Below are 18,246 nucleotides of genomic sequence, written 5' to 3'. Positions count from 1 at the left end.
CGGCCCGGCCGGAGAGGCTGAGGCGCATGACTGCGAACCCGTCACCCCCGGCCGCGGCCGCGGACCCCTCGGGAGAGCGCGACGCGGAGTCCGCACTCCCCTTCGTCCTGTCGGCGGACGCGCCGGGCACCCCGGTGGCCGACTGCCTGCCCGCCGTCCGTCCCCTCCTCCGCCGGCGGCTCCTGGAGCACGGCGCGGTCCTGCTGCGCGGCTTCGACGTCGGCGGGGTGGACGGGTTCGCGGGCGTGGTCGAGGCCGTCTCCGGCGAACCGCTGGCCTACACCGAACGCTCCTCGCCCCGCAGCACGATCAAGGGGCGGGTGTACACCTCGACCGACTACCCCCCGGCCGAGGAGATCTTCCTCCACAACGAGAACTCCTACCAGGCCGCCTGGCCCCGCACGCTGTTCTTCCACTGCGCACAGCCGCCGCTGACGCTCGGCTCCACCCCGCTCGCCGACGTCCGGCGTGTCCACGCGGCGATCGACCCGGCGGTGCGCGAGGAGTTCACGGCCCGGGGCTGGATGGTGACCCGCAACTTCACCGAGGGCTTCGGGGTGAGCTGGCAGCAGGCCTTCGGCACCGAGGATCGCGCCGGCGTGGAACGCTACTGCGCCCGCAACGGCATGACCGCCGAGTGGACCGCGGCCGGCCTGCGGACCCGGGCCCGGCGCGAAGCCGTGCACCGGCACCCGGAGACCGGCGAACCGGTCTGGTTCAACCACCTCGCCTTCTTCCACGTCACCACCCTGGGGCCCGAGGTGTGCGCCGGCCTGCGCGAGATGTACGCGGAGGCCGACCTGCCCACCAACACCTACTACGGCGACGGCAAGCCCGTCCCGGACGACGTGGTCGCCCACCTGAGGGACTGCTACCGCGCCGAGCAGCGCCGCTTCGACTGGCAGCTCGACGACGTCCTGGTGGTGGACAACATGCTGGCGGCACACGGCCGCGAGCCCTTCACCGGCCCGCGGCGGATCGCCGTGGCCATGGCCGAGCCCTGGTCCGCGGCCTCCGCGGCCCAGGCCCGCGCCGCCCGTACCCACACGCCCGGGGAGACGTCCGATGACACCCGATGAGTCCGGCTCCCCGCTCTCCTTCGCCCAGGAGCAGCTGTGGTTCGTCGACCAGCTGCGCTCGGGCGCCTCGATCGAGTACCTGCTGCACGAGACGGTCCGGCTGCGCGGCCCGCTGGACGAGGCCGCGCTGACCTCCGCGCTGACCGAGATCGCCGCCCGGCACGAGGTCCTGCGCACCCGCTACGCCGCCGAGGGGGACAGTGCGGTCCAGATCGTCGACGATCCGGCCCCGGTCGAACTCCGCCGAGTGGACCTGAGCACCCGGCCCGACGCCGAACAGCAGGACAGGCTGAGGGAGTTGATCGCCGCCGAACGGCGGACCCCGATCGACCTGCGCACGGCGGCACCCTGGCGGCTGACCCTGGCCCGGCTCGGCGAGACCGACGCGGCCCTGCTGGTGACCGTCCACCACATCGCCTTCGACGCCGCCTCCTGGGTCGTACTCGCCCGCGAACTCGACGCCCTGTACGGCGCGTTCCGCTCCGGCGAGGCGTCCCCACCGGCACCGCCGCCGCTGCAGTACGCGGACTTCGCCCAGTGGGAGCGCGACCGCTGGGATGCCGACGCCGAGCGGACGGAACGCCGCCGCGGCTACTGGCGGGAGCGGCTCGCCGGGCTGGAACCCCTGGAACTGCCCGCCGACCGGCACCGGCCGGCGCGCTGGGAACCGGCCGGCGCCGACGTCACCTTCACCGTGCCGGCCGCGTCCGCCGCCCGGCTCACCGAGCTGGGGCGCGACTGCGGCGCCACCCCGTTCATGGTGCACCTGGCCGCCTTCCAGCTGCTGCTGGCCCGGCACACGGGCCGCGACGACGTCGCCGTCGGGGTATCGGTCTCGCGCCGCGACCAGCCCGAACTGGAACACCTGCTCGGCATGTTCCTCAACACCGTGGTGCTGCGCACCGACCTGACCGGCTCCCCGACCTTCCGCGAGCTCCTCGGCCGGGTCCGGGAGGGCGTCCTGGACGCGTACGACCACCAGGACGTGCCCTTCGACCGGGTCGTCGCGGACCTCGCGCCGGAGCGCGACCAGTCCCGCAACCCGGTCTTCCAGGCCGCCTTCGCCCTGCACACCACCGACCCGCAGCCGTTCCGCCTCGCCGGCCTGGACGTCGACCTCGTCCCGGCGGCCGTCACCACCTCCCCCTTCGACCTCTCGTTGCACCTCGACGAGGAGGCGGACGGCTCGCTCACCGGGCGCTTCTTCTACCCGACCGCCCTGTTCGACCATGCCCGGATCGACCGGATGGCCGGCCACCTGCTGCGGTTGCTGACCGACATCGCCGAGCACCCGGACACCCCGGTGCACCTGCTGGACCTGCTCACCGACGCCGAGTCGCGGGCGCTGCAGGCGTGGAACCGCACCGACACCGACACCGACACCGGTACCGACACCGACACCGACACCGGTACCGGTACCGACCGCCCGCACACCGGCGCGTCGCTGCCCGAGCTCTTCCTCGCCCAGGCCGAGGCCACTCCGGACGCCGTCGCCGTGGTGGCCGGCGCCCTGGAGCTGAGCTATGCCGAACTCGCCGACCGCACCCTGCGGTTGGCGCACCGGCTGACCGCCCTCGGGGTCACCGGGGAGACCCCGGTCGGGGTAGCGCTGCACCGCGGCGCCGACCTGGTCACCGCCCTCCTCGCGGTGCTCACCGCGGGCGGGACGTACGTGCCGCTCGCCCCCGACCACCCCGCCGACCGGCTGGCCTACCTGGTCGCCGACGCCGGGGTGGAGCTGGTGATCACCGAGGAGTCGCTGCGCGGGCACCTCCCCGACGGGCCCCGGCTGCTGGTGCCGGCCGGCGACGCGCCCCAGGAGGCCGACGCCCTCGCGACGCCCGTGCCGGTCGGCGCCGAGCACGCCGCGTACGTGATGTACACCTCCGGCTCGACCGGCCGCCCCAAGGGCGTGGTGGTGCCGCACGCGGCCATCCGCAACCGGGTCCTCTGGTCGGTCGAACACCTGGGACTCGGCCCCGGCGACCGGCTGCTGCAGAAGACCACGATCGGCTTCGACGCCGCCGTCTGGGAGTTCCTCTCCCCCCTGGTGTGCGGCGCCACGGTGGTGACCGCCCCGGCCGACGCCCACCGCGACACGGCCGTGATGGCCCGGGCCGCCGCCGAGCACGGCGTCACCGTGCTGCAGCTCGTCCCGTCGGTGCTGCGGCTGCTGCTGGCCGAACCCGGCCTCGCGGACTGCTCCGCCCTGCGCGTGGTGTGCTCCGCCGGCGAACCGCTGCCCGCCGAGCTCTGCGACCGGCTGCGCGCCCTCCTCGACGTCGAGGTGGTCAACACCTACGGCCCGACCGAGTGCGCGATCGACTCCACCGCCTGGCACCACGACCGCGCCGAGCGCGAGGGCATCGTCCCGATCGGCCTCCCGCTGACCGGGGCGCGGGTCCACGTGGTCGACGCCCACGACCGGCTGGTGCCGGTCGGCGTGCCCGGCGAACTCTGCGTCGCCGGCATCGGACTGGCCCGCGGCTACCTGGGCCGCCCCGGCCTGACCGCGGAGCGCTTCACCCCGAACCCGTACCCGCAGGCCCCCGGCGAGCGCTGGTACCGCACCGGGGACCTGGTGCGCCGCCGCGTCGACGGCGCGCTGGAGTTCATCGCCCGGCTGGACGACCAGGTCAAGGTCCGGGGGGTGCGGATCGAGCCGGGCGAGATCGAGGCCGCACTGGCCGCGCACCCGGCGGTGCGGGCCGCCGCCGTGGCCACCCACCGCTCGTCGGCCGGAGACCTGGAGCTCGCGGCCTACGTGGTGCCCGAACCGGGCGGCGCGGCCGACCCCGAGGAACTGCGCGCGCACCTCGCGGCCCGGCTGCCGGAGGCGATGGTCCCCTCGACCGTGCAGCAGCTGGACGCCCTCCCGCTGACCCCCAGCGGCAAGGTCGACCGGAAGCAGCTGCCCTCGCCGCAGGCCCGGGAGCGGAGCGCCGGCCACGCCTGGGTGGCCCCGCGCACCACCGCCGAACGGGCCGTCGCCGAGGCGATGGCCGAGGTCCTGGAGGTGGACCGGGTCGGCGCCGAGGACGACTTCTTCGCGCTCGGCGGCCACTCGCTGGTGGCGATCCGGATGGTCCTGCGGCTGCGCCGCACCCTCGGAACCGACCTGACCGTCGGCGACCTGTTCGCCACCCGCACCGTCGCCGCGCTCGCCGCCCGGGTCGACGCGGCCCGCGCCACCGCCGACGACGGGCCCGCCGTCCTGCCCGTACCGCGCACCGGCGACCTGCCGCTCTCCTTCGGCCAGCAGCGCCTGTGGTTCCTGGACCAGCTGGAGCCGGGCAGCGACGAGTACCTCGTCCCGCTGGCCGTGCGCCTGCGCGGCCCGTTCGACGTCGACGCGCTGCGCCGAGCGGTGGACGCGGTCACCGCCCGGCACGAGGTGCTGCGCACCCGGTACCTGGCCGACGGCGGCGACCCCCGGCAGGTCGTCGACCCGGCCGGCCCGGTGCCGCTCTGGCTGGTCGACCTCGCCGCCACACCGGACGCCGAGGAACAGGCCCAGCAGCTGCTGGCGAACGTCGGCGGCCGCCCGTTCGACCTGGCAGCCGAGTGGCCGCTGCGCGTCACCGTCATCCGCACCGCACCCGACGAGCACCTGCTCGCCCTGACCCTGCACCACATCGTCTGCGACGGCTGGTCGACCGGGCTGCTGCTGGCCGACCTGGACCGGGCGTACCGCGCGCTCGCGGCCGGCGAACCCTCGCCGCTGCGGCCGCAACCCGTGCACTACGCCGACTTCGCCGTCTGGCAGCGCGAACGGGAGAACGCCGGCGCGCTGGCCGCGCAGCTCGACCACTGGCGGGAGCGGCTGACCGGCCTGGTGCCCGTCGAACTGCCCACCGACCGGCTGCGCGCCGCCGTCCGCGACACCCGCGGCGCGACCTTCGACACCGCTGTCCCGGCGGAACTCGGCCGGGAGCTGACCGAGTTGGCCCGGCGCCGCGGCGTGACGCCGTTCGTGCTGCTGCTGGCCGCGTTCCAGGTGCTGCTGGGCCGCCACACCGGGCGGGAGGACGTCGCGGTCGGCACCCCCGTCGCCGGGCGGACCCGGCCCGAGACCGAGGACCTGGTCGGCTTCTTCACCAACACCCTGGTGATCCGCACCGACCTGGCCGGCGACCCGCGCTTCACCGAGCTGCTGGAACAGGTGCACCGGTCGTCCGCCGACGCGCTCGCCCACCAGGACGTGCCGTTCGAGCACCTGGTCGACGCGCTGCGGCCGGACCGCGACCTCTCCCGCCATCCACTCTTCCAGGTGATGTTCGAACTGCAGCGCGCGGACGGCCTGCCCGGCACGCTCGGCGACGCCACCGCGGAGTGGATCGACGCCGGGCCCGCCGTGGCCAAGTTCGACCTCACCGTGACGGTGACCCAGCACGACGACGGCCGGCTGCGGGTCTGGTTCGAGTACGCCACGGCCCTGTTCGACCGGGCCACCATGGACCGCCTCGCCGGACACTACCTGGCTCTCCTGCAGGCGATCGCCGCCGCCCCGGACACCCGGCTCGGCGACCTCGACCTGCTCACCGACCGGGAACGCCACCAACTCCTCGACCTGTGGCCCGACCCGGACGGCCACCGGACCGCCGCCCTCGACCCGGTCGACGAGCACGACCTGTGCGTCCCACAGCTGATCGAGCGCACGGCCCGCCGCACCCCCGACGCGGTCGCGGTCGTCGCCGGGCAGGAACGGATCGGCTACGCGGAGCTGAACGCGCGGGCCAACCGCCTCGCCCACCGGCTGCGCGCCCTCGGTGTGCGGCCGGAGACGGTGGTCGCCTCCTGTCTGGAGCGCAGCGTCGAAGCGGTGGTCACGCTGGTCGCGGTGCTCAAGGCGGGCGGCGTGTACGTCCCGCTCGACCCCCGGCACCCGGCCGAGCGGCTGGGGTTCATGCTCGCCGACGCCGGCGCCGAACTGGTGGTCACCACGCGCGAGTTCGCCGACCGGACGGCGGGCGGCCGGTACCGGACGGTCCTCGTCGACGACAAGCCCGAGCAGGACGGCGGCCCGGCCGCCCGGACAGATCGGGCCGACCGGGCCGACCGGGCCGACCGGGCCGACCCCGCGCCGCTCGCCGGGCCGGGGAACCTCGCCTACGTCATCTACACCTCGGGGTCGACCGGCCGCCCCAAGGGCGTGATGATCGAGCACCGCTCCTACGCCCACCACTGCCGGGTGATCGCCGACGCCTACGGCATCACAGGGGGCGAGCGGGTGGTGCTGCTGTCCGCGCTCACCTTCGACGTGGCGATGGACCAGATCGCGGCCACCCTGGTGGCGGGCGCCACGATCGTCGTCGGCGCTCCGGAGTTCTGGACGCCCGCCGAACTCCCGTCCCGTCTCGCCGAGTTCGGCGTCACGGTCGTCGAGATCACCCCCGCCTACTACCGGGCGATGCTGGAGTCCCCCGACCTCGGCCGGCTGACCGACCTCAAACTGATGAACGTCGGAAGTGACGTCGTCACCGTCGAGGACGCCCGGCGCTGGGCGGACACCGGCCTGCCCGGCCGCTTCCTGGGCAACTACGGGCCGACCGAGGCGACCGTCACCTGTCTGCTGCACCCGGTGGGCGCCGCCGACCGGGCCGACGGACAGTCGGCCGCCGCGCTGCCGATCGGGCGGCCGGTCCCCGGCACCCGGGCCCACGTCCTGGACGCCGACCTGCGGCCGGTCCCGGTCGGGGTGCCCGGTGAACTCTGCCTGGGCGGGGTGCGCCTGGCCCGCGGCTACCACCGCCGGCCCGGCCTGACCGCCGAGCGCTTCGTCCCCGACCCGCTCGCCACCACGCCCGGGCAGCGGCTCTACCGCACCGGCGACCTGGTCCGCCGCCGGCCGGACGGCGCCGTCGAGTTCCTCGGCCGGATCGACCGCCAGGTCAAACTCCGCGGCCTGCGGATCGAGCTCGGCGAGATCGAGGCGGCGCTGGCCCGGCACCCCGCGGTGCGGGAGGCCGTGGTCGTCGCGGCACCCACCGCGCCCGGCGAGCGGCAGCTGGTCGGCTACCTGGTCGCCGGGCCCGGCGAGGAGGTCCCGCCGGTCGCCGAGCTCCGCGCCCACCTGCGCGACCTGCTGCCCGAGTACATGATCCCCGCGCGCTGGACCCCGCTCGCGGAGTTCCCGATGACGTCCAGCGGCAAGGTCGACCGCAGGGCACTGCCCGACCCGGCCCCGGCCGGCGCCGAGGCTGCGGCCGACCACCTGCCCCCCGAGGGCCCGGTACAGGAGACGCTCGCAGCCATCTGGTCCGAGATCCTCGGCCTGTCCCGGATCGGCGCCCGGGACGACTTCTTCGCCCTCGGCGGCCACTCCCTGCTGGCCACCCGGGTGCTCGCGGCCCTGCGCGAGGCCTTCGCGATCGACCTGCCCCTGCGGCGACTGTTCGAGGCCACCACGGTGGCCGCCCTCGCCGAGGCCGTCCAGGAGGCCGTCGAAGCCGACATCGACCGGTTGACCGACGACGAGATCGACGACCTGCTGACCCGGAAAGGTGTCCGATGAGCGAGACCGTTGACCGCGCCGCCCGGCGCGCCGAGCTGCTGCGCCGACGGCTGGAGGGCCGGGCGGCGCCGGGGCGGGCCGACGGCGTCGGCCGGGCCCCCCGCACCGGCCCCCTGCCGCTCTCCTTCGCCCAGCGCCGGCTCTGGATCCTCGACCGGATGCGGCCGGGCGGCACCGCGTACCTGATGACCGCCGCCCTGCACCTGCGCGGCCCCCTGGACCGCCGGGCCCTGCACACCGCGCTGGACGCCCTGCCGGCCCGGCACGAGGTGCTGCGCACCCGCTACCCGGTGGTCGGCGACGAGCCCGTGCAACTGGTCGACGAGCCGGCCCCGGTACCGCTGGACGAACTGGACCTGCGCGACCTGGACCGCGCCGCCGCCGAGGCCCGGATCGACGCCCTGACCAGCTCCGAACGCCGCCCGGTCGACCTCGCGGTGGACCCGGTGTTCCGCGCGACGCTGGCCCGGCTCACCGACGACGAGCACGCGCTGCTCCTGACCGTCCACCACATCGCCTCGGACGGCTGGTCGGAGGACCTGCTGGTGGCCGAGTTCACGGAGCGCTACGCGGCGGCCGCAGCCGGCCCGGGGGCCGACCCGGTCAGCGCGCCGCTGCAGTACGCCGACTTCGCCGTCTGGCAGCGCGAGCGGCTCGCCGGTGAGCGATCGGAGCGCCAACTGGACTTCTGGCGGGCCGGGTTGGCCGGTCTCGCCGCGCTGGAGCTGCCCACCGACCGGCCCCGGCCGCCGGTCTGGGACTCCGCCGGCGACCAGGTCCCGGTGACCGTCCCGGCGGACACCGCCGGAAGGCTCACCGCGCTGGCCCGGGAGCACGGCGCCACCCCGTTCATGGCCCTGCTCGCCGCCTACGCCGTCCTGCTCGGCCGCTGGAGCGGGCAGCGCGACCTGGCCGTCGGCACCCCGGTGGCGGGCCGGGACCGCGCCGAACTCCAGTCCATGGTAGGGCTGTTCCTCAACACCCTGGTCCTGCGGACGGACCTCTCCGGCACCCCGTCCTTCACCGACCTGCTGCGCCGGGTCCGCGAGGGCGCGATGGACGCCTACGCCCACCAGGAGCTCCCGTTCGAGCTGCTGGTGGACGACCTGGTCCCGGAGCGCGACCCGTCCCGGAACCCGCTGTTCACCACGATGCTGCTGTGGGAGGACGCCACCGCGGACCCGGGCCCCGCGCGGGCCGGCGGGCTGACCGTGGGACGGCTGCCGGTCGGCGAGAGCAGCGCCAAGGTCGACCTCACCCTGGGCCTGGCCGAGCAGCCGGACGGCTCACTGGCCGGCGGGATCACCTACGCCTCCGCCCTGTTCGACCGCAGCACCGTCGAGCGCTTCGCCGCCCAGCTGGCCCGGCTGCTGGAGAGCGCCGTCGCCGCGCCCGAGCTGCCCGTCGACGCCCTGGACGTGCTGCCCGCCGCCGAGCGAACCCTGCTGCTGGACACCTGGAACGACACCGCCCGCACGTACCCCACCGCGACCCTCACGGCCCTGGTCGAGGCCCAGGCCCGTCGTGTCCCGGACGCTCCCGCGCTGCGCGACCAGGGCATCACGGTGACGTACGCGGAGCTCAACGCCCGGGCCAACCGGCTCGCGCACCGGCTGCGCGCTCTCGGCGTGGGCCCGGAGTCCGTGGTCGGGGTCCGGCTGCACCGGGGCGCCGACCTGGTGGTGGCGCTGCTCGGCGTGCTCAAGGCGGGCGGCGCCTACCTGCCGCTCGACCCGGACTACCCGGCGGAGCGGCTGGCCCTGATGCTCGCCGACTCGGGCGCCCGGGTGGTGATCGGCCACGGCGGCCCCGAGGCGGCCCGGCAGGACGGGGACGTGCTCCCCGTCGACATCGCCGACGACCTGTCCGCCCTGCCCGCCGAGGACCCGGCGCCGCTCTGCGGGCCCGCCCACCCGGCGTACGTGATCTACACCTCCGGCTCGACCGGCCGCCCCAAGGGGGTGGTGGTGGAGCACCGGGCGATCACCAACCGGCTGCACTGGATGCAGGAGGCCTACCGGCTGGGCGCCGACGACCGGGTCCTGCACAAGACGCCGACCGGCTTCGACGTCTCGGTGTGGGAGCTGTTCTGGCCGCTGGTCACCGGCGCCACCATGGTGCTCGCCAAGCCCGGCGGCCACCGCGACCCGGCCTACCTCGCCGAGCTGATCGCCGCCGAGGGGGTGACCACCCTCCACTTCGTGCCGTCCATGCTGCGCGAGTTCCTCGCCGGGGAGCTGCCCGCACTGCCCGCGCTGCGCCGGATGATCTGCAGCGGCGAGGCCCTGCCCGCCGAGCCGGCCGAGGCGGTGCACCGGCGGATCGGCTGCGAGCTGCACAACCTCTACGGCCCGACCGAGGCCGCGGTGGACGTCACGGCCGCGCAGTGCCTTCCCGGCGAGCCCGTCACCATCGGCCGGCCGATCGCCAACACCCGGACGTACGTCGTGGACGCCGGCCTACGACCGGTACCGATCGGGGTGGCCGGTGAACTGCTGCTCGGCGGCGTGCAGTTGGCCCGCGGATACCTGGGCAGGCCGGCGCTGACCGCGGAGCGGTTCGTCCCGTCCCCGTTCGCCACCGCCCCCGGTGAGCGGCTCTACCGCACCGGCGACCTGGCCCGGCTGCGGCCCGACGGCGCGATCGAGTACCTCGGCCGGCTCGACGACCAGGTGAAGATCCGCGGCCAGCGGGTCGAGCCCGGCGAGATCGAGGAGGTTCTGGCCACCGCCCCGGGCGTGACCGCGGCCGCGGTCACCGTCCACGACGGCCGGCTGGTCGCCCACCTCGTCCCGCGCACGGTGGACGCGGCCGCGGTGCGCGAGCACCTGCACCACCGGCTGCCCGCCCAGCTGCACCCGGCCCACTGGCTGCTGCACGACGCCCTGCCGCTCACCCCCAACGGCAAGACCGACCGCCGGGCGCTGCCCGCCCCCGACGGCAGCCGCTCCGCGCTGGCCGGGGAGTACGTGGCCCCCCGGGACGCCCTGGAGCAGACCCTCGCCGAGGCGTTCGCCGACGCCCTGGGCCTGGACCGGGTGGGCGTCCGGGACGGCTTCTTCCAGCTCGGCGGCGACTCGATGCGCGCCATCCGGGCGGTCGGCGCCCTGCGCGAGCAGGGGATCCGGCTCGCCGTGCACGACCTGTTCACCCGCCAGCGGGTCGGCGAACTCGCCGACCTGGTCCGCGCCGCGGACGCCGCCGGACCGGACGCCGCCCGCGACGCCGGGCCGGACGACGGGCCGCTGGTGGAGGCGTTCGCCCTGATCGGCGCGGAGGACCGCGAGCGGCTTCCGGACGGCCTCTCCGACGCCTACCCGCTGGCCCAGACCCAGGGCGGCATGGTGTTCGAGATGCTCGCCGCCACCGACCGGGCGGTCTACCAGAACGTCTCCTGCTACCGGGTCCGCGACGAGGAGCCGTTCGACCCGGAGGCCCTGCGGGAGGCCGGCCGGCTGCTGGTGGAGCGCCACGAGATCCTCCGGACCTCCTTCGACCTCTCCGGCTTCTCCCAGGTCCTGCAACTGGTCCACCGGCACGCCGAACTCCCGGTCCACGTCGAGGACCTGCGTGGCCTCCCGGCCGCCGACCGGCGGGCCCTGGTGGACGGCTTCCTGACCGCCGAGCGGCGCCGGCCGTTCGACCTGGCCCGGGCACCGCTGCTGCGGTACACCGCCCACCTGATCGACGACCACGAGTGGTGGCTGACCCACACCGAGTGCCACGCCATCCTGGACGGCTGGAGCCACACCTCCGTGGTCGCCGAGCTGATCGCCCTCTACCGGGCCCTGCGCCAGGGCAAGCGGCCCGACCTGCCGCCCCCGCCGGACGTGCGCTTCGCCGACTTCGTCGCGCTGGAGCTGGCGGCCCTCGACTCGGCCGAGGACCGCGCGTTCTGGGCCGAACGGGTCACCCGGCACGAGAAGTTCGAGCTGCCCCCGGGCTGGGCCGGCACCGAGCAGGACGAGCGCGCCCACATCGTCGACGTCGAGCACGAGGACCTGCTGCCCGACCTGCGGCGGCTCGCCGCGAGCGCCGGCGCGTCCCTGAAGAGCGTGCTGCACACGGCCCACCTGGCGGCCCTGGGCATCGCCGCCGGACGCACCCGGTTCTTCACCGGCCTGGTGACCAACGGCCGCCCCGAACGGGCCCGCGGCGACGAGGTGATGGGGCTGTACCTCAACACCGTGCCCTTCCCGGCCGACCTGTCCGCACCCACCTGGCGGGCCCTGGTCGCGGACGTCTTCGCCGGCGAGGCCGAACTGTGGCCGCACCGCCGCTACCCGATGCCGGCCATGCGGCGGGCGTGGGGTTCCGACGCGCCGCTGGTCGAGGCCGCGTTCGGCTACCTGGACTTCCACGTGCTCGACTGGGAGTCCGGCGACATCGGCATGGTCGACGACTTCAGCCCGAGCGAACTCGCCCTGGAGGTCTGGACCTTCCCCGGCGTGCTGCGCCTCGGCGCCCGACCGGCGGTGGTCGGCCGCCCGCACCTCGCCCTGCTGGGCCGGATCTACCGCCACGTGCTGGAGTCCATGGCCGCCGACCCCGAGGCCGACCCGCGCGCCCTCACCCTGCCGCCGGCCGACCGGGCGGCGGCGCTGCGCGCCGGGCTCGGCGCCGAACCACCGCTCCCCGAGGAGGGGTCGGTCCACGGCCTGGTGGCGCTGCAGGCCCGGCGGACCCCGCACGCAACGGCGCTGCGCCACGGCGCCGGGACCGTCGGGTACCGGGAGCTGGACGACCGGGCCGCCCGGCTCGCGCACCGGCTGCGGACCCTCGGCGTCGGGCCCGACACCGTCGTCGGGCTGCACCTGCCGCGCACCCCGGACCTGGTCACCGCGCAACTGGCGGTCCTCAAGGCGGGCGGCGCCTTCCTCTCGCTCGACCCGGCCTACCCGGCCGAGCGCCTGCGGCACATGGTGACCGACGCCCGCGCGGCGGTCCTGCTCACCACCCGCGAGCTACGGCCCACCCTGCCCGCCGGAACGCCCGGAACGGTCGAGGTGCTCGACCCGGACGCGTACGCCGCGCTGCCGCCGTACACGCCCGGGGGCCCGGCCGACCCCGACTCCCTCGCCTACCTGATCTACACCTCCGGCTCGACCGGCCGGCCCAAGGGCGTCGGTGTCCCGCACCGGGCCGCGCTCAACCTGCGTCAGGCCCAAGCCGGACCGCTCGACGTGCGGCCCGGCGACCGGGTGCTCCAGTACGCCTCGCCCAGCTTCGACGCCTACGTCTGGGAGCTGCTGATGGCGCTCACCAACGGCGCCGAACTGGTGCTGCCGCCGCCGGACACCGACCCCGGCGACCTGCGGCAGCAGTCCGCCCTGGTCACCCACATGACCCTGCCGCCGTCCCTGCTCTCCCAGCAGGACCCGACCGACTTCCCGCGGCTGCGGGTGCTGGTCTCGGCAGGCGAGGCCTGCCCGGCCGCCCAGGCCGCCCGCTGGTCGCGGCACGCCACCTTCGTCAACGCCTACGGCCCGACCGAGACCGCCGTCTGCGCCACGCTCACCCCGGTCACCACCACCGGCGAGGACGGGCCGCCGTCGATCGGCGGCCCGATCGCCGGGGTGTCCGCGTACGTCCTCGACGACGGCCTGCGGCCGCTGCCGGACGGCGTGCGCGGCGAGCTGTACGTCGGCGGCGACGGCGTCGCCCGCGGCTACCTGAACCGCCCGGGGGCCACCGCCGCGGCGTTCGTCCCCGACCCTTACGGCGGCCGGCCCGGCGCGCGGCTCTACCGCACCGGCGACCTGGTGTCCCGCTCGGCCGACGGCACCCTGCAGTACCACGGCCGCCGCGACCACCAGGTGAAGGTGCGCGGCCTGCGGATCGAGCCGGGCGAGATCGAGGAGTTGCTGCTCGGCCACCCCGACGTGGCCGCCGCCGCGGTCACCGTGCACCGCACCCCCGACACGGACGCCACCCTGGTCGCGTACACCAGGGCCGTGCCCGGCCGCACCGCCGACCCGGCCGAACTGCGCGAACACCTGCGCGGCCGGCTCCCGCAGGCCCTGCTGCCGACCCACTACCTCGCCGTGGCCGACTTCCCGCTCAGCCCGACCGGCAAGGTCGACCGGTCGGCGCTGCCCGCACCGGACGGCCTGCGGCCGCGGCTCGGCGCGGCGTACACCGCGCCGTCCACCGACCTGGAACGGGCGCTCTGCGAGGCCTGGGGCGAGGCGCTCGGCGTGACCGGGGTCGGCGTCCACGACGACTTCTTCGACCTGGGCGGGCACTCGCTGGCGATGATGCGGATCGTCGCCACCGTGCGCGCCCGGCACGGCCTGGAGCTGCGCTTCCGCTCCTTCATCGAACACCGGACGGTCGCCGGGCTGGCCGCCGAGCTGGAGTCCAGGGCGGCCGGCGCGGCGGGCGAGGCGGCGGAGACCGGCGGCGCCCTGGTCTGGATCCGCGAGGGAGGCACCCGGAACCCGCTGTTCTGCGTCCACCCCGGCGGCGGCAGCGCGCACTGGTACCTGCGCCTCGCCCCGCACCTGGACCCGGACCTCCCGGTGGCCGCCTTCGAGTGGCCCGGGCCGCACGACAGCGCGACGGCGCCCGGCGCCGAGGAGATGGCCGGGCGTTACCTCGCCGAACTGCGCCGGGCCCAGCCCGCCGGCCCGTACCGGCTGTTCAGCTGGTGCGGCGGCAGCGGGATCGCCTCCGAGCTGGCCCACCGGCTGGCGGAGGCCGGCGAGGAGGTCACCTTCCTGCTGCTCGACCCCGGGCTGGACGCCCACCGGCGGGCCGAGGGCTGGCGGGAGTTCGCGCTGATCCGGCGGCTGGAGCAACTGACCTCCGAGCTGGCGCGGGGCGGAGCGGCCGCCGACACCCCGGCCCGGCGGCAGGAGGTCCTGGAGCTGCTGGACCACCTGGTGGACGACGTCGACGAGGAGACCGGGATCACCCTGCCCGAGGAGGGCATTGGCGAGGTCTGGCCGCGCGAGGCGCGGATCTGGCGCGAGGTGATGGAGATGGACCTCGCCTACCGGCACCGCCCGTTCGCCCTTCACCTGCACCTGATCGCCAGCGACGAACTGGCCCAGGGGCGCCACGAGGTGTCGTACGGCCAGGAGTTCGCCGACTACCAGCGGCGCTGGCGCGAGCTGGCCACCGGCGGCGTGACGGTCCACCGGGTCGGCGGCGACCACTTCGGCGTCATGAAGCCGCCGCACGTGTCCGACCTGGCGGGGGTGATCGAGCGGGTGATTCGCGCGGACGGCCGGGAGTAGCCGGACGCCTCCGGTGGGGCCGGGAACGGGCGGTGGGGCGGCCGGGGACGGCGGTGGGGCGCCGGGCGCCGGCGCCCCACCGGACCGGTCTCAGATCAGCCCCGCCCGGACGGCGTGCGCCACCGCGTGCGCCCGGTTGCGGACCTGCAGCCGCGCCATCAGGTCGTACAGGGCGTTCTTCACGGTGTGCTGCGAGCAGGACAGCGCCCGGGCGATCGCGGCGTTGTCGTGGCCCTCCGCCACCAGAGCGAGCACCAGGGACTGCCGGGCGGTCAGCGGCGTCCCGGGGCGTCGCGCTCCGGACTCCTCCGCCCCGGCGGGGAACAGCCGCAGCACCACACCCTGCGGGATCATCCCCTCGCCGTGCCGCGCGGTGCGCAGCGCGGCGGCGAGCCGGTGCGGGCCGGTGTCCGTGGCGCGCAGCATGGTCCGCGCGCCGGAGCGCACGGCCCGCAGCACACCGCCCGCCGTGAACCGCTCGGCCACCAGCAGCACCGCCGGACCGGCCCCGGACCGCACCGACGGTGGGCAGACGCCGAGGGCCTCCTCGACCGTCCCGCCGACGGCGACCGTGACCGCGCCCGGTGGTCCGGTGACGGGGCGGCTGCCGAGCACGTCCACGCCGGCCCGTCTCAGCGCGTCGGCCAGGGCCTCGTACCCGGCGGGGTCGGTGGCCCGGAGGTACGCGCGCAGCCGGTGGCCCGCCGGCGCACGGTCGGCCGGCGGGGGCGGGCACCCCGGGCGGGCCGGCGTCCCGTTCCACGGCCCGGTCTGCGCCTCCGCGACCGCCGCGCCGGTCACAGCAGGCCCCCGCGCAGCGCGAAGGCGACGGCGTGGGCGCGGTTGCGCAGCCGGAAGCGCTGGGTGATGTCGCGCAGCACGGTCGTCACGGTCCGCACCGAGTAGCAGAGTTCCCGGGCGATCTCCTCGGTCTCCCGGCCCTCCGCGACCAGCCGCAGCACGGTGCGCTCGCGGTCGCTGAGGCCGGGGCCGTCGGCGTACGGCCGGGCGGTGTCCTCCCGGTGTTCCAGCAGTTCGTCGAGCAGGTCGGCCGACATGGTGCAGTCACCGCCGGCGGCGGTGAGCACGGTGCGCACCAGGCGGTCGGTGGTCACCTCGCGGCGGCGCAGCAGTCCGGCCACGCCCGCGGTGATGGCCTGGCGGGCCTCGGCGGCAACCAGTTCGGTGGCCACCAGGACCACCTCGGGCCGCTGTTCCTGCTCGCGGGTGGTGGTGACCAGGTCCAGGGCCCGGCGGTCCACCTGGTCGACGATCACGACGGCGACCCCGGCGGGCTCGTTCGGGAGCGCCAGCGCGACCTCCGGGCTGTTGCCCAGGGTGCTGGCGGCTCCCGCCTCCAGGACGGGATCCAGTGCGACTACGCTGACGGACAGGGCGTTCCCCATAGAGCGGCTCCTCGATCGACGCGCGGTGAGTCCTCCTGGGCCTTGAGCATCGGTCGAGCCCGGCTGGATCCGCATGGGGGATCCGCCCCCGCATTCCGCCCACGCCCGAGGCCGCCTGCTCCACCGCCCCGGCCCGACGGTTCCCGCGTCCTGCCGAAGGGCGCCCGCAGACCGCGCGGCCCCGGGCCGGGGCACACCCCGGCCCGGGGCCGCATGGGGGCGTCGCCCCCAGGTTCCCGGTACCGCCGGGCCGGGTGGTGGGGTGTCAGCCCCGGTGCCGGCCCCGGAGTCAGCGCCGGTGTCAGCCCCGCGACGTGCTCCCGCAGAGGCCGCGGCTGTAGTCGACGGTCGCGGCGGCCTGCGAGTACTGCCACTGCGGGGCGAGCAGCCGCTGGTCGAGCTGGGCGGCGGCGTTGCGGTCCTCGACGACGTAGCCGAAGTCCTGCAGCCAGGCCGGGTAGAGGTTCTTGGAGCCGATGAAGAAGGCGGATCCGTCGACCGAGACCAGCTTGTGGTGCAGCGCGTACGGGTGGCCGTCGGCCCAGGTGGAGGTGGGGGCGGCGCGGAACGGGGCGAGCTGCAGGTTCTCGCACATGGTCGTCGCGGCCCGGGCCGGGTCGCCGAGGCGGGCGGTGAGGCGGGCGACGAGGGTGTCGCTGATCTCGTTCAGGGACTTGATCTGCGAGTAGCCGCCGCTGCCGACCGTGCCCCGGTTGCCGGGGTCGCTGACCACGATGCGGACCTTGACGCCCTCGGCCATCTTGGCCGCGAGCAGGTCGAAGAGCCGCACGTCGTAGCGGGGCAGCGGCGGGCAGGTGCCGGTCACGTCCTGCTGGGAGATGTCGATCCGGCTGCCGGCGCTCGCGACGAGCGCGCGCAGGGCGGACTCCTCCGGGTTGACGGTCGCGTAGTCGCGGTCGGCGTTGGTGTTGTCGTGCAGGCCGATCGGGCCGCACGTGAGGTCGTCGGGGGTGGGCACCGGGCCCGGGCGGTAGCCGGAGGCGGTGTCCTTGCCGCGGATCCCGACGCCCAGGCCGCCGACGGCGACGACCGGCAGGCCTCCGGTGGCGGGCACCCGGTCGGCCGGCGGGTTGCTGCGCTTCTCCAGGTCGGGGGTGCAGGCGGCGCCGTTGGTGGAGGCGAACCAGGCGGCCGAGAACACCCCGGTGTTGCGGCAGGTCCAGTCCCACAGGGTGTCGAGGTAGGCGCCGGCGGAGGCGGCGGCCGGGCCGTTCAGCGCGAGGTCGACGTCGCTGACCGGGTGGGTGGTGTCGAGGTAGTCGTTCTTCCAGTTGTTGATCCCGCCGGTGATGACGCTCTGCCCGTCGACGACCAGCAGCTTGGAGTGGTTCCAGGAGAGCGCGGTCTTGGCGGTGGTCATCGAGGCGACTTCGAGGGTGACCCGGCCGGCGGCGTCGCCGAGCCTGGCCACCAGGTCGTCCCGGTACTTCGACGGGAGTGCGGTGATGTTGTACAGCGGAGCGGCTCCGGCGAGGACCCGCACGTGCGGCGTGTTGCCGGCGGCCACCGAGGCCTTGAGGCCGGCCGCGATGGCGTCCTGGAAGGCGCCGTCCGGGAACGGTGCGAGGGTGGATATGTCGACGGTGCGGGTGGCGCGTGCGATGTTCTCGCGCATCTTGTCGAGCAGTTGCCGGGTGCCGGTGCGCTCGGTGCAGGAGGGGTCGCCCCAGCAGCCGGGGGTCTGCAGCAGCCAGCCGCCCGGGTCGTCGGCGGGCGCGTCGAGCCGGTTGCCCGCCGTGCGCTGCCACACCGCGCCCTCCAGGCCGGGCGACACCTGACGCAGCGCCTGTTCCACCGCGTCCAGGTGCGGGGTGGCGCCGGTCTGCGCGGCCGGGGCGGGCGCGGGGGCCGGCACGGGGGTCTGGTCGGCGAACGCGGGGGCGACCGGCAGCGCGCAGAGGGCGGTGGCGAGGGCCAGCGCCGGACCGGCGAGTCGGCGGCCGGAACGGCGGGACTTGTGATCGTGCACGTACGGGTCCTTCATG

The 18,246-nt window shown here is 75.7% G+C and carries 6 protein-coding genes; 3 read left to right on the top strand and 3 right to left on the bottom strand.

What is annotated here, in order from left to right:
- The first annotated feature begins 26 nt into the window (after nucleotides 1–26).
- Genes AB0D10_RS36060 through AB0D10_RS36050 form a run of 3 tightly spaced genes read left to right on the top strand, consistent with a single transcriptional unit; the run spans nucleotide 27 to nucleotide 14,834 of the window.
- Nucleotides 27–1,079 (top strand): TauD/TfdA family dioxygenase, encoded by a 1,053-nt coding sequence (locus AB0D10_RS36060; protein ID WP_360263926.1) that lies wholly within the window; start codon nucleotides 27–29, stop codon nucleotides 1,077–1,079.
- Nucleotides 1,066–7,593, top strand: coding sequence for an amino acid adenylation domain-containing protein (locus AB0D10_RS36055; protein ID WP_360263924.1), 6,528 nt, complete (start codon nucleotides 1,066–1,068; stop codon nucleotides 7,591–7,593). The genes AB0D10_RS36060 and AB0D10_RS36055 overlap by 14 nt, the downstream gene beginning before the upstream one ends.
- Entirely contained in the window at nucleotides 7,590–14,834 is a 7,245-nt protein-coding gene (locus AB0D10_RS36050) for an amino acid adenylation domain-containing protein (protein ID WP_360263921.1), read from the top strand. The genes AB0D10_RS36055 and AB0D10_RS36050 overlap by 4 nt, the downstream gene beginning before the upstream one ends.
- A gap of 90 nt (nucleotides 14,835–14,924) precedes the next feature.
- Here AB0D10_RS36050 and AB0D10_RS36045 read toward each other — a convergent pair whose 3' ends face one another.
- The 3 genes from AB0D10_RS36045 to AB0D10_RS36035 all read right to left on the bottom strand — a co-directional run bounded on the left by AB0D10_RS36045 (nucleotide 14,925) and on the right by AB0D10_RS36035 (nucleotide 18,230).
- The gene (locus AB0D10_RS36045; protein ID WP_360263918.1) at nucleotides 14,925–15,635 is read right to left on the bottom strand and encodes a LuxR C-terminal-related transcriptional regulator; all 711 of its coding nucleotides are present in this window, start codon (nucleotides 15,633–15,635) and stop codon (nucleotides 14,925–14,927) included.
- Nucleotides 15,632–16,240: a response regulator transcription factor gene (locus tag AB0D10_RS36040; RefSeq protein WP_360263916.1), complete on the bottom strand. Its 609-nt coding sequence runs from the start codon at nucleotides 16,238–16,240 to the stop codon at nucleotides 15,632–15,634. Before AB0D10_RS36040 ends, AB0D10_RS36045 begins: the two co-directional genes overlap by 4 nt.
- A gap of 301 nt (nucleotides 16,241–16,541) precedes the next feature.
- Nucleotides 16,542–18,230 carry a phospholipase gene (locus tag AB0D10_RS36035; protein WP_360263913.1) on the bottom strand — a complete coding sequence of 563 codons (1,689 nt, stop codon included), beginning with the start codon at nucleotides 18,228–18,230 and terminating at the stop codon, nucleotides 16,542–16,544.
- Nucleotides 18,231–18,246: the final 16 nt, after the last annotated feature.

It is taken from the genome of Kitasatospora sp. NPDC048545, from assembly GCF_040651155.1.
Classification (GTDB): domain Bacteria; phylum Actinomycetota; class Actinomycetes; order Streptomycetales; family Streptomycetaceae; genus Kitasatospora.
The sequence above is the reverse complement of the archived record's forward strand: the minus strand, read 5'-3'. Positions and strand labels throughout refer to the sequence as shown.

What these genes read in the sequence shown, in the direction of transcription:
- AB0D10_RS36040 (WP_360263916.1), bottom strand. Translation starts at nt 16,240, where the DNA reads ATGGGGAACGCCCTGTCCGTCAGCGTAGTCGCACTGGATCCCGTCCTG.
- AB0D10_RS36055 (WP_360263924.1), top strand. Translation starts at nt 1,066, where the DNA reads ATGACACCCGATGAGTCCGGCTCCCCGCTCTCCTTCGCCCAGGAGCAG.
- AB0D10_RS36060 (WP_360263926.1), top strand. Translation starts at nt 27, where the DNA reads ATGACTGCGAACCCGTCACCCCCGGCCGCGGCCGCGGACCCCTCGGGA.
- AB0D10_RS36050 (WP_360263921.1), top strand. Translation starts at nt 7,590, where the DNA reads ATGAGCGAGACCGTTGACCGCGCCGCCCGGCGCGCCGAGCTGCTGCGC.